Source organism: Microcoleus sp. B5-D4, from assembly GCF_036705145.1.
Lineage (GTDB): Bacteria > Cyanobacteriota > Cyanobacteriia > Cyanobacteriales > Microcoleaceae > Microcoleus.
Genome location: NZ_JAUBTV010000072.1, coordinates 1 through 12,094, shown reverse-complemented (window position 1 = coordinate 12,094; position 12,094 = coordinate 1). Strand labels below are relative to the sequence as shown.

Below are 12,094 nucleotides of genomic sequence, written 5' to 3'. Positions count from 1 at the left end.
AATTTTTTGGTTGGGTGACGAGAAATATCGAGAGAAACCCGGTTTCTGAGATTCACGGGGCGAGAAACCGGGTTTCTCGGAATTTTTTGGTTGGGTGACGAGAAATATCGAGAGAAACCCGGTTTCTGAGATTCACGGGGCGAGAAACCGGGTTTCTACGAGCTTTTGGATGACGATAAATACACCAAAAAACCGGATTTCTCAGGTTTGTTTTACCAACTGATGACAAAGGGTGATAAACTGGGGATAGGAAGTTATTTGTTTATGAATCAAATTAAACGTGTTGCCATAGTGGGAGGAACCCACGGAAACGAACTCACAGGAATTTACCTCGTGAAGAAATTCGATCGCGCGCCAGAGTTAATTGGGCGATCGACTTTTGAAACTATCACCCTGCTAGCCAATCCCAAAGCTTGCGAAATCGGCACACGCTACATCGATATCGACCTCAACCGCTGCTTTAGAAAGCAAGATTTAGAAAATCCCCATCTCTCCAGCTATGAAGCGCTACGGGCGAAAGAAATCTACCGCATTTTTAGCTCAAAAAACACTCATCAGCCCAACGTAATTATCGATTTGCACAGCACCACATCCAACATGGGGCTAACATTTATTCTCGCCAGCCATCATCCATTTAACCTGCAACTAGCAGCTTATTTAACCTCTGTGCATCCCCACCTCAAGCTACTCGCTTCTACAGCCAACAATCCTGATAGTCCTGTGCTGCGATCGCTTTCCGAATTAGGCGGTACGCTGGAAGTTGGTGCAGTGCCGCAAGGCGTATTAGATGCGTCTTTATTTCAGCAAACCGAGCAAGTTGTCTGCCAAATTTTAGACGGCGTAGAAGCCTACAATCAAGGCACAATGCCTGCTGCAAAGAATCCCCTGACTATTTATCACACCATTGGGGCGATCGACTATCCCAGAAACGAGAACAGAGAAATTCAGGCAATGATTCATCCTCATCTGCAATCCAGAGATTATCAAGCCCTGAATCCCGGCGATCCGATGTTTTTAACCTTTGATGGTGAGTCGGTATTGTATGAAGGTAAATCAACCGTTTATCCAATTTTCATTAACGAGGCAGCTTACTACGAAAAAGGAATTGCCATGTGTTTTACCCAGAAGCAAATAGTCATTAGTCATTAGTCATTAGTCATTAGTCATTAGTCATTAGTTGTTAGTCATTAGTTGTTAGTCATTAGTTGTTAGTTGTTAGTCATTAGTCATTAGTCATTAGTCATTAGTTATTTCTTTAGAAGAGGGATCTGGTGACAAAAACTCCTCTTTAGAAGCCCTAGTAAAAGAACGCAATTCCTTCCATATTTCCAAAGTGATAATACAGGTAATCAGCCACACCACACCAGCCGTATAACCAGCAATAACATCGGTAGGCCAGTGAACTCCTAGATACAGCCGACTCAAACCAATAGCAGCAATTAAGACAACTGTCAAGCTGTAAATCGACCAGCGCTGCTTGGGAAAGCGTTCACCCAAAAAATATCCTAGCAAACCGTAAATAACCATGGAAATCATCGCGTGTCCGCTAGGAAAACTGTAAAAGCGAACGTCAACAACGCGCTCCCAAAGTTGAGGTCGATCGCGGGCAAAAAGTTTTTTTAACAGTAAATTTAAACCGATCGCTCCACCACCCGCGAGCGCAATAGTTGCAGATTCCGATCGGTGATTGCGCGCTAGCAAAACAATACCGAACGTCAGACAAATCACTAGCAGCAACTTCGGCTCGCCCAAAAAGGTAAAGCCCAGCATTACTCCATCGCGCAGCGGAGTGTGAAGGCTCCTGAGATATAGTAAAATAGATGTATCGAAAGCGTAACTTTGTTTTCCCAACACGTCTTCGGCAATGGTGGCAAATCCCCACATCCCCAAAGCAGCAACAGCAAGCCCTGCCAGCCGAATTATCGAAATGAGCGATCGAATTTTAGAACCCATTCTTGAACTCATTAAAATTTTAAAATTTCCAACTCAAAATAATACAACAAATATAGGAAACGAAAACGCCTTACCCATCGTCTAGATTCTTGATCCCCTCTATTCTGAATCATTAATTGATTTTTCACTACCCACCTCAGCTTTTACATCCAACGGGCGAATGACTATACTATCAAAAAAATACATTTCGGCAATTTTGTTGACCTTGGGGTTGACAAGTCTGTCTAGCTGTGCTAATAACAGCGGAGTAAGTGCCCCGATCGCCGAAGCCCACACGATCGCCCAGCGTCTCGTCTCTACCGCAGTCGCCCAAAAGCCGAACAACCCGCAATTCGGTCAGCCGATCGACTGTACCCTAGGAAAAGACTGTTTTGTGTTGCTGTATTTCGATCGAGAACCCGGCCCCACTGCCGTCGATTTTGGCTGCGGGCGCCAAACCTACGACGGGCACGACGGCACAGACTTTGCCATTCCCGACGCCAAAGCAATGGCAAAAGGAGTTCCAGTTATTGCCTCCGCTGCAGGCAAAGTTTTGCGAGCACGAGATGGTGTGGTCGATCGGCGTTTACAGAACGATACAGAAAAAGCCAACATCGCAGGTACAGAATGTGGCAACGGCATGGTAATCGACCACGGCGGTGGTTGGGAAGCCCAATACTGCCACCTCCGCCAAGGCAGCGTTGCCGTCAAACCGGGTACACAGGTAAAAAAAGGCACAGTTTTGGGCATGGTGGGAAACTCTGGGATGGCATCTTTCCCCCACGTACACGTAACTTTTCGCTATCAAGGCAAGCCCGTAGATCCGTTTGTCGGCCCCGACGCGAAGGTAGGCTGCAACATCGCCCGCAATCCAATTTGGGACAAGCCTCTAGACTATATTTCCACAGGTTTAATTAGGGCCGGTTTTGCCAATAAGCCGCCCGATATCAACGCTGTCTGGGAAGGACAATTTTCAGAGACTCAACTCCCTGCAAACAGTCCAGCTTTGTTGTTTTGGGTGCAAAGTTACGGAGTGCTCAAGGGCGATCGCGAACAATACAAATTATTTGCCCCCAACGGCACAACCATCGCCGATCAGACCAATGAAATTAAAGCCCCCAGCCGTACTTGGTTGGGTTATGTCGGCAAAAGAAACAGTACAAATTCTCCTCTGACTCCCGGAGTTTGGCGGGCCGAATACCGGTTGACGCGGGGCGATCGAGTTTTGACAGAAGTCAAGCGAGAAGTTGAGTTGCGTTAGTGGCTAAGTTACTCATACCAAATTCCTTTGAAAACGAGCATCAAATATGTTAAAATAAAAACAATATTTTTTCATTTTTGATGGTCAAGTTTTCCTTGCCTCCTAATAAAAATGTCATACAGCCAATTTACCAACCTAGAAATGATTGAAACCAACTTTGGCATAACCATTGCTGACAAAGTTGGTATTTTTGCCGATTTACCAGAAGCCGAGTATAGCGAGCTTCTCAGCCAAACTCTGCAAGAAAACATTTCTTTGGCTTTAGCAATTAATACCGAAAAAGCTCGCTCAGAATTAATTGTCACACCTATTTTAGTAGAAGTTAGAAAGCAGTTTAAGTATCAAATTAGCTTTTTTTCCGGCAAAGAGTTTAATGTAGATTTAGAAAAAGGATTAACTGGTTTCTGTGACTTTCTGATTAGTCGTTCTCCCGAACAACTGCTAATAAAAGCCCCGGTGGTCGCCTTGGTTGAAGCGAAAAATGATAATATCCAAGCTGGACTTCCACAATGTATGGCAGAAATGATTGCAGCTCAAATCTTTAATGAAAGAAGAAACAATAATATTTCCGAAATATATGGGGTGGTCACAACAGGGACAAATTGGAAATTTTTACGGCTTAGCAATCAAATTATGGAAGTCGATCTAAATGATTATTTCATTGATAATATTAGTCAAATTATTGGGATTTTAAAATATTTAATAAATGCGGCGAACCTCTGAAAGTCAAACTATCTTGAAACGCATCTGCGTTTATCTGCGGTTTTCCGATTAAAGATTTATGCAATAAGTCTATAATTTTTACACTATCGCAAATTATACCGGACAATATAGCTGTCATCAGCTTATTGTCGCCGGCTCGATCACGTTGGGAAGAATGCTTTGGATGTTGACAATTTAGGGCAAATTGTTCCAAGCTTGAGCCACAATGTCGCTCAGCCATAGCCTCTGAGCAAAATCGAGCAGATTGTCGTCGGCGAGTACCTCAGCTTTCAATTCATCCAAAGACTGAGATCGCGATCGAGCTATTTGAATCACGCCCGCGATCGCCGACGCCACCAATTCTTCATTCAGCGGCTGCTGTCGCAAAGCAATCATTTCTTGAGGATTCGTAGGAATGGGATAATTCATAGAAGTGCATACCGAAAGGAGTAGATATTCAGCCACTGCGCCCCCACCGAGAGCAAGAGCGATCGAAAACCTAAAAATCTGAGAACATTGTAAACTTATTTAAAACTCAATAAGTATTCGGGAGTATAGCCTACTTTGCTCCCTTGTCAACTCCCCCATCTTTATTAATTTATTCAGAATTGAGAGCCTAATCATGCAAGAAATTCTTTATCTAGAAGTCCCGACACCGGATACAGCAGCCGTCTGCACTTGGTTGCAGCACGAATTCGATCCCGAAATTGGAGAAAAAATTATTACTCCTGACGGTTTTCGCCTGCTTTCAAACGTAACAGCAGCAGAGGTTATGTTGTCGGGAACTCAAAAGGCCAATCCAAAACCCACCTTGGCTGACACCAATTCAGGAAACCAAAATTGGCGATCGACAGAACTTTCCACCTTTGTCTGGTCACTGCAGCGCACCACTTATTTAAAAGTCTTTCGTCTAGAAGAGGCGCCTGCGGGAGAAAAAAAGTTCCTGGAAGCTCTGAATCTTGCTGTGAGAAACAAGTTTCCCGATCGCTACCGGGAACCCCCTGTCATAGACCTCTCCAAACAGTCAATTTTTGAGGCTCTTGCCCCCTATTACCCCTTGACCGTCAAATACTTCCAAAAAATGCCTCAAGGCGAATACGACCTCAAGCGCGTCTACTGGTGGGAACAGCGTTGGCGCGAAGGCACTCGCAATCCTCAAACGCCAAAACAAGTAGTGTTTTTTAAGGAAGAAGGTTCGGCAACGGATTCTGTAACGGATTTAACGGATGTAACCGATGTTAAGAAGAAGGTAAAAAGTACAGTTTCGGTGTCTGATGCTGGCGATACTTTTTACGACTTAATTTATATTGGCGGGGCCTTGGGAGTGATTCACGCCGCAGTCATGGCGAGATTGGGCTACCGGGTGCTGCTAGTTGAACGAATGCCTTTCGGGCGAATGAATCGCGAGTGGAATATTTCGCGGGATGAAATTCAAAGCTTAATTGATTTGGGTTTATTTACTGCTGCCGAAATAGAAACTTTGATTGCCAGAGAATACAAAGATGGCTACAACAAGTTTTTTGATGCTAACAATCCGCCCGTGGCGAAAGCGCCTGTTCTGCACACACCAAAGGTACTCAATGTAGCTTTGGACGGGGAGAAATTGCTAAATTTAGCGGGACTTAAGCTAACAGAAGCTGGTGGAAAAATCTGGGACGAAACTGATTTTATAAGAGCCGATGTTGAAGCGGAAAAAGTAGTAGTTCAGGGTCGCCACTTGCCGACAAAAGCCGATCGCACTGCATTAGGACGGTTGCTGGTGGATGCAATGGGTTCGGCTTCTCCCATCGCTTGGCAATTGAACGAAGGGCGGACTTTTGACAGCGTTTGTCCGACAGTGGGAGCCGTCATCGACGGAGGATTTGAGCCGGGAGTATGGGACTCCGAGTACGGAGATGTGCTGTACACTCACGGGGACATTTCCCGCGGCCGCCAGCTCATCTGGGAGTTGTTTCCCGGTGCCGGCACAGAACTGACAGTTTATCTATTTCACTACCACCAAGTACATCCAGAGAATCCAGGTTCTTTGCTGGAAATGTACGAGGATTTTTTCGCAATTTTGCCGGAATACCGCCGCTGCGATGTCGATAAATTGGTGTGGAAAAAACCGACCTTTGGTTATATTCCGGGGCATTTTAGCAGCAACAGCGGCGATCGCTCCGTGGCGATTGATCGCCTAATCTCGATCGGCGACGCAGCATCCTTGCAATCTCCCCTCGTTTTCACCGGCTTCGGCTCCCTCGTCCGCAATCTTTTCCGCTTAACAGACCTTTTGGATACAGCTTTAAAGCATAATTTGTTGACGGCAAATCACTTAAACCAAATTCGCGCCTACCAGAGCAACGTTTCAGTAACTTGGCTATTTTCTAAAGGCATGATGGTTCCTACCGGAAGCAGTTTGCCACCCCAAAGAATTAATTCAATTCTTAATACCTTTTTCGGTATTTTGGCAGCACAAAAACTCATCGTAGCCGAAACTTTTATTAAAGACAGAACCGACTGGCTAACTTTCAATCGACTGGCGATCGAAGCAGCCGGAAAAAACCCTTCTCTCCTCTTATGGATTTTAGATTTTGTCACCTTGGGGGATATTTGGCGCTGGCTGGGAAGTTACTTGAATTTTACTCTGCTGGCTTTGGCCAGTTTGCTGTTCGGATGGCTTCCCAGCTTCGCCCGTAGGGTACAGCCTTGGTTGGAACCCCGATATCCGGCTGTTTGGCTGTGGCTGTTGGCTACCAGCTATGCTCTCACCTACGGCATGGGAAAGGGGAGACAAGAGTGTTGAGTTTTGAGTTAAAACTCAAAACTAGCAACTCTCATATCCAATCCGTTAGCATCGGAATAGTAAATTGGAGTTCACTGTTGACTGTTCACTGTTGACTGTTCACTGTTGACTGTTCACTGTTGACTGTCAACCGTCAACCGTCAACCGTCAACATCACCTGACGGTGTTACCGGAAATGATATCCGTTCGCTATCGAAAACTCGGCAATTCAATTTCAGCTAACGATCGACGTTTTTTAGAAGCCCGCAGCGGACTGGCAATCAAGCTCAGCCAGTCTGGTTGGGGGACTGCTGTAGGTTTTGCCACACTCGATCGCACTTCTTGAATGCCAAAGGTTTCCACAGAGTTCAAAATTTGAAAAGCCCTAGCCAATTCTTGGGCCTCCACTTTGGTAGCAGTTTCGGGTTCAGACTCAGCCATCGGCAGTTCAGGTTCCGCAACCGGTTCGGCCGAGTCAGTTGCCGGCTCATCAGGCTGGTAGGTTTCGCTCTTTTGCAATTGAATGCCGGATACTTCGGCTAATTTGTTGAGTTCGAGATTGGCTGGGGATTCAGGCTCGATCGCCTCAACAGCAGCGGCTACCTCTGGAAGCTCTTCTGGTTCCGACCAAGGTTGGACAGGGGAAGCGTTGAAGGCTGGCGGCACCGGCATCTGAGAGCTTTTGACCGCCGCGAGCAAAGATTCTAATTGTGCGCTGGCGGTGTCCAGATTATTGTCAGGCGGATCGATCTTCGGCGACTTTACCTGCGGCCTGTCCAAACTTCTTTCCAAGGCAGCTTTGAATTGCAGAGTGTGGCGCTGCTGGCGGTGCAAGCGGGCTCGCAATTCCCTGCAAATATTTTCTGTGGCTACTAACTGGTGTAACTGTTCGTTGTAGCGCTGCACAGTAGACGCACATTCTCGCTCAACAGTCGCTAGCCTGACTTGGCTGGTTGCCAACTGACTTCTTAAACTTTCGACTAAAATTTCTTGACTTTGGAGGGTTTGATGGGAAACTTCCACTTTGCCAAACAGCCGCGTCAATTGTTCTTGAGTCTTTTCGAGTTCTGCAGTCCGCTGTTCTAGCAAAGTTTCGCGATTCTGCAAGGTTTTTTGGGACTCTTCGAGAGCTGTTTCTAGTTGGGCGATGCGCTGTAAAAGGTCGCGGTTGCATTCGTGCAGCGCTTGCATAAGGGTGACTGGGGTCGATCCTTTGCCCTTGGCCTGTTCGGCATTCCCAAGCAGATTTTTTAGATTCTCTGACATCGGGGGCGAGCCCGCCTCAGTCGGCTGTGTCGGAGATTGCGAATTTTTTGTTTCCGGTTTTGTGGGAATTGCATCTACGCTGATGGCGTTGGGAAAATCTACTGTTTGCCAGTCTTCTTCTGGCTGTTGGGGCACCGTTGCGGGAGTGTCTGTCGCATCGGGGGTGATCGGCTCAAAACCCCCAGTAGCAGCAAAATCTGACTGAAATGGTTCGGTATCGGATGGAACAGCAGGGTGCGGTTGGTGCTGATGGGCTCGAAGATCAGCTTCTGACATGGCTTTTTATCCCAATACTCACAGGGTCTCAGATACAGTCTATCCTTAGAGATTCTACAGAAGGAAGCCCCTCAGTGATAGTTTTTGGCATTTTTCCGGTTTTTTGCGACAATAACCTCTGAATCGAGTCGCGCGATCGAGCTACAACCCGAACTCAAATTAAGGCGTAAGATGCGCCTGTGAGCACCCTACAAATGTGAGTTTTTCGCCCAGAGTCCTATTAAAATAATTTTTCCCGATGTCTAACGCACTGTTTCGGCATCCGTGCGATCGCCTAAGCTTTAACAACTGAAAAATGTTTGTCAATGATTGCTGGAACTTCTGCCGGTGCAATGCGACTGTAGCGAGTTTTGTCCGGCATCACAACTATATTTGGGCCTGCTTTACACTGTTTGAGACATCCGGTTCCCTGTACTGTCACTTGGTCTTCTAAACCGCGCGCATTCAAAGCATTTTCTAAAGCTTTACAGACTCCTCCAGCGCCCCGCTTCAGGCAGTCTGATTTTTGACATACTAATATTTTGGTTTGGGTTTTTGCCGTAGCTTTTACAGTTTGAGGTGCTGTGGGAGAGCTGACTTGGGTTTTGCCTATCGCGCGATCGTCCGATGTCAATACTGCAACAGGCCCCTTGGTGGAGTCGAGCAGTTCTGGCGATCGATCATTGTGACCCTGAGCCAGCTTGAGGCTGCGAGCTTTAAGTTTTATTTTACCGTTTTTCAAGTTGAGTTCTCTCTCACCTACAACTTGAACTTTCAACCCCGGTGTCAAAATAGGCGACAGAAATGCCCGCAATTCCTTGCAAAGTTTAACAAGATATTCTACTCCCCGATCGTTGCTAATTCGCAAATATTTAAGTTTGCAGCCATCTTCAACCATCAGGGCGAGGATTTCTCCCTCTAAACTGAATTCGGAAACTTGCTTGCCAGATTTATACATTTTTATGACTCCTTTAAATCCGTTACATCCGTGACATCTTCTACACTGCTCGTTGCCGAACTTCCTTCTACCTTTACCCAATTTGCCAGCAGCATTCCAGCCACTGCACCAGTTCGCACCGAGGGGCACTGACTTGCCTCAACACGCTCATTAACTGAGCAGCTTGTTTGACAGTGTTGACTTTTGCCCGCAAAGGTTGGTCAACCGCACACCAGCAGGGAATTTCTAGTTCTTGCAAGCGTTTGTAAACTTGCCACCTATCTAGCCAACTAACTTGCACAATGTCACAAACTTCTAATTCTGGATCTGCTGGATTCATTTTTTAACAACAGTAATAATTTGCATTAATTTTTACCCTGACTGGTAGCGGGTAGAAGTTAAAAGCCAGATTTCAGCAGAACATCAAAGATGATCGCAAGCCCTTCCTGAAAAATTCTGCCTTTTGCCTTCTGCCTTCTGCCTTCAGAAGGTTCGCCCCACTTTCAGGAAGCGTTCAGAACGAGAATCTTTTTAAGCATAACCCAACTGCTAATTATTCTCAATAGGTTTACATAAAAAAATTCCTACTCTACAAAATCTTCTACTATCGAGGCAGACGCTGCTTGACGGGTAAATCTAGGGTGCTAGACTGACTCTATTGGCAACAAAACTGCCTATTGAGAGGAGAACACACATGGCCCAGACTCAGAGTGCATTAAGACCGTTTGGCCACATAGCCGAAAACCCAGTTCTACTGGAACATTCCGTCACAGCACCGATTTGTGAAGGGATGAACGCGCTGCTGGCCAGTTTTCAGGCTCTATACCTGCAATATCAAAAACATCATTTTGTGGTGGAAGGGGCAGAATTCTACTCCTTGCACAAATTCTTTGAAGAAAGCTACGGAGAAGCTCAAGATAGCGTCCACGAGTTGGGCGAACGGTTAAACGGGTTGGGCGGCATACCAGCAGCTAGCTTTAGCAAGTTAGCCGAGTTGTGCTGTTTCGAGCCGGAAGCAGACGGCGTGTATTCCTGCCGCCAAATGCTAGAACACGATTTGACAGCGGAACAAGCAATTATAGGTTTGCTGCGCCGTCAAGCAGGACAAGCAGAAAGTTTGGGCGATCGAGCTACGCGCTACCTCTACGAAAAAATCCTGCTAAAAACAGAAGAGCGGGCTTATCACATTTCCCACTTCCTCGCCCCCGATACCTTAGTGCAGTTGAACTTGAACTAACAATTCTTCTTCGTCTTCCTTAGCACACGTGGCACAGGCGTCTCGCCTGTGAATTTTGAGAAAAAAAGCGAGCAGTTTTGTGACTGCCCGCTTTTTTTATACAAAGTGCGTTTGTCCGCAGGGAATTAAGGCGCTAAAGCATTGCCGCGCAACAAGCTACCAATGGTTTTGGCGGTAATCTTCATCTGGATGAAAGGATTTGCTGGTACCACTGTCTTATACAAGTAGCTATCAAATGTGAGCTTCTGCACATCGCGATCGGCACACATTTCCACAAAAGCTTCGCGAGTCGCATCGGAACGGTAGAACACGCGCTGCAAAATGTCAAGCACTTTGTAAGTAATGCCGTAGGCTTTATCCCATCGCTTCAGGTAAAGCTTGATTTCCTCTTCCGTCGGAATGCGCGCGCCTTTATTGGAAATCTCCACAATAGTTTCGGCGCACATCCGGCCAGACTTGGCGGCAAAATAGATTCCCTCGCCCGAAGACTTGGTAACATAACCTGCGGCGTCGCCTACGAGAGCAACTCGGCCGACAACCCGGCGGGGACGCGGATGTTCCGGGATGGGGTGAGCTTCCACTTTAATAATCTCACCGCCCATCAATTTTTTGGCAGCGCGGGCGCGGATGCCTGCTTGCAGCTTTTTGATACTGGCTTGATTGACTTTCATCGTGCCGGTGCCGACGGCTACGTGGTCGTATTTGGGGAACACCCAAGCGTAGAAGTCGGTAGATACGTCATCGCCGACGTACATTTCGGCTAAGTCGTGGTAGTAAGCCATTTTATCTTCCGGCAGGCGGATGCGCTCTTGGAAGGCGATCGCATAATTGTAATCACCAGCGTCGATCGCCTTTGCTACGCGGGAGTTGGCGCCGTCAGCCCCAATCACCAAATCCACCTTCAGAGTTTTCTGAATTCCCATTGCACTGCCGTCGGAGTGGTCGGCATAGTGGAGAGTATAGGGGTCTGTATTGTTGCCGGGAATTTCTAATTTGTGAACGGTGCCGTTAATTAGTTTTGCACCCAAGGAAGCGGCGCGATCGCGCATGAAGCCATCGAGCACTTCGCGGCGGCACATACCGATGTATTCGTGTGCGTTTTCAATATTGATGTCCACCTCGACGTTAGAGGGGGAGATCATTTTCATTTTTCTGACTTGGCGGTCAATAATACTTTGCGGCAAGTCAAATTCGCTGACCATGCACAGGGGAATCGCCCCACCGCAGGGTTTGGCGTTGTCTAATTTACGCTCGAATAGGTATGTTTCGATGCCTGCTTTTACCAATGTTTCGGCGGCGGAAGAACCCGCAGGGCCTGAACCTACTACTGCAACCCTTAGTGTCAAAGCTTTTCTCTCCAGTTTTTTTCTATAGGCATTACTCAGGTGTGATGGTATCACGGACTTGGGATGCGGTGGGGATATAGGGGAGAGATTTCAATGAAATGAAACAGAGCTTAACAGTTCGATACGAAAATCGGGTTTGGGGCGATGGGTGCGATCGAATATCTTAAATTTTTCAGTGTAGATGAAGGTGGATGGACGGTGATGTGCGATCGAACATTTTGCAGTATTTTCTAAGAACAGGCATCTTGCCTGTTCCACAAAGAATGAATTTTCTGCTTGTGGGGAGTAGGGGTTGGGCTTCTAGCCCGCCCGGACATGAACAGGCAAGATGCCTGTTCCACAAAGAGTGAATTTTCTGCTTGTGGGGAGTAGGGGTTGGGCCGAAGAGCCCGCC

11 protein-coding genes are annotated in these 12,094 nt (G+C 46.8%); 5 read left to right on the top strand and 6 right to left on the bottom strand.

All coding sequences use genetic code 11. The features are described from left to right. Positions 1–264: 264 nt before the first annotated feature. Entirely contained in the window at positions 265–1,149 is an 885-nt protein-coding gene (locus QUB10_RS25740; RefSeq protein WP_333206036.1) for an aspartoacylase, read from the top strand. Positions 1,150–1,236: 87 nt separating this feature from the next. Here the strand turns inward: QUB10_RS25740 and QUB10_RS25735 are convergent, their stop codons facing one another. Then, positions 1,237–1,965: a phosphatase PAP2 family protein gene (locus tag QUB10_RS25735; protein ID WP_333206035.1), complete on the bottom strand. Its 729-nt coding sequence runs from the start codon at positions 1,963–1,965 to the stop codon at positions 1,237–1,239. A 148-nt stretch (positions 1,966–2,113) separates the two neighbouring features. Here QUB10_RS25735 and QUB10_RS25730 point away from each other — a divergent pair, with 148 nt between their 5' ends. Both QUB10_RS25730 and QUB10_RS25725 read left to right on the top strand, forming a co-directional pair. Beyond that, a complete protein-coding gene (locus QUB10_RS25730) occupies positions 2,114–3,193 on the top strand; it encodes a M23 family metallopeptidase (protein ID WP_333206034.1) in 1,080 nt (359 codons plus the stop codon). A 111-nt stretch (positions 3,194–3,304) separates the two neighbouring features. After that, positions 3,305–3,916 (top strand): hypothetical protein, encoded by a 612-nt coding sequence (locus QUB10_RS25725; protein ID WP_333206033.1) that lies wholly within the window; start codon positions 3,305–3,307, stop codon positions 3,914–3,916. A 174-nt stretch (positions 3,917–4,090) separates the two neighbouring features. Here QUB10_RS25725 and QUB10_RS25720 read toward each other — a convergent pair whose 3' ends face one another. After that, positions 4,091–4,324: a hypothetical protein gene (locus QUB10_RS25720; protein ID WP_190662685.1), complete on the bottom strand. Its 234-nt coding sequence runs from the start codon at positions 4,322–4,324 to the stop codon at positions 4,091–4,093. A gap of 193 nt (positions 4,325–4,517) precedes the next feature. Between QUB10_RS25720 and QUB10_RS25715 the strand changes: the two genes are divergently transcribed. After that, positions 4,518–6,680, top strand: a complete 2,163-nt coding sequence (locus QUB10_RS25715) for a flavin-dependent dehydrogenase (protein WP_333206032.1) — start codon at positions 4,518–4,520, stop codon at positions 6,678–6,680. Positions 6,681–6,869: 189 nt separating this feature from the next. On the opposite strand, the gene QUB10_RS25710 is transcribed toward QUB10_RS25715, so the two are convergent. The 3 genes from QUB10_RS25710 to QUB10_RS25700 all read right to left on the bottom strand — a co-directional run bounded on the left by QUB10_RS25710 (position 6,870) and on the right by QUB10_RS25700 (position 9,457). Continuing rightward, on the bottom strand, positions 6,870–8,201 hold the full coding sequence (locus QUB10_RS25710) for a hypothetical protein (protein WP_333156178.1): 1,332 nt from the start codon (positions 8,199–8,201) through the stop codon (positions 6,870–6,872). Positions 8,202–8,475: 274 nt separating this feature from the next. Then, positions 8,476–9,138, bottom strand: coding sequence for a (2Fe-2S) ferredoxin domain-containing protein (locus QUB10_RS25705; protein ID WP_333156177.1), 663 nt, complete (start codon positions 9,136–9,138; stop codon positions 8,476–8,478). Positions 9,139–9,211: 73 nt separating this feature from the next. Continuing rightward, a complete protein-coding gene (locus QUB10_RS25700) occupies positions 9,212–9,457 on the bottom strand; it encodes an Asr1405/Asl0597 family protein (protein ID WP_333156175.1) in 246 nt (81 codons plus the stop codon). A 354-nt stretch (positions 9,458–9,811) separates the two neighbouring features. On the opposite strand from QUB10_RS25700, the gene QUB10_RS25695 reads away from it, so the two are divergent. After that, positions 9,812–10,354 (top strand): Dps family protein, encoded by a 543-nt coding sequence (locus tag QUB10_RS25695; protein WP_333156173.1) that lies wholly within the window; start codon positions 9,812–9,814, stop codon positions 10,352–10,354. A 125-nt stretch (positions 10,355–10,479) separates the two neighbouring features. Here QUB10_RS25695 and chlP read toward each other — a convergent pair whose 3' ends face one another. Further along, entirely contained in the window at positions 10,480–11,700 is a 1,221-nt protein-coding gene (gene chlP, locus QUB10_RS25690) for a geranylgeranyl reductase (RefSeq protein WP_333104407.1), read from the bottom strand. Positions 11,701–12,094 lie beyond the last annotated feature (394 nt).

What these genes read in the sequence shown, in the direction of transcription:
- QUB10_RS25740 (WP_333206036.1), top strand. Translation starts at nt 265, where the DNA reads ATGAATCAAATTAAACGTGTTGCCATAGTGGGAGGAACCCACGGAAAC.
- QUB10_RS25695 (WP_333156173.1), top strand. Translation starts at nt 9,812, where the DNA reads ATGGCCCAGACTCAGAGTGCATTAAGACCGTTTGGCCACATAGCCGAA.
- QUB10_RS25700 (WP_333156175.1), bottom strand. Translation starts at nt 9,457, where the DNA reads ATGAATCCAGCAGATCCAGAATTAGAAGTTTGTGACATTGTGCAAGTT.
- QUB10_RS25705 (WP_333156177.1), bottom strand. Translation starts at nt 9,138, where the DNA reads ATGTATAAATCTGGCAAGCAAGTTTCCGAATTCAGTTTAGAGGGAGAA.
- QUB10_RS25715 (WP_333206032.1), top strand. Translation starts at nt 4,518, where the DNA reads ATGCAAGAAATTCTTTATCTAGAAGTCCCGACACCGGATACAGCAGCC.
- QUB10_RS25730 (WP_333206034.1), top strand. Translation starts at nt 2,114, where the DNA reads ATGACTATACTATCAAAAAAATACATTTCGGCAATTTTGTTGACCTTG.
- QUB10_RS25720 (WP_190662685.1), bottom strand. Translation starts at nt 4,324, where the DNA reads ATGAATTATCCCATTCCTACGAATCCTCAAGAAATGATTGCTTTGCGA.
- QUB10_RS25725 (WP_333206033.1), top strand. Translation starts at nt 3,305, where the DNA reads ATGTCATACAGCCAATTTACCAACCTAGAAATGATTGAAACCAACTTT.
- QUB10_RS25710 (WP_333156178.1), bottom strand. Translation starts at nt 8,201, where the DNA reads ATGTCAGAAGCTGATCTTCGAGCCCATCAGCACCAACCGCACCCTGCT.
- QUB10_RS25735 (WP_333206035.1), bottom strand. Translation starts at nt 1,965, where the DNA reads ATGAGTTCAAGAATGGGTTCTAAAATTCGATCGCTCATTTCGATAATT.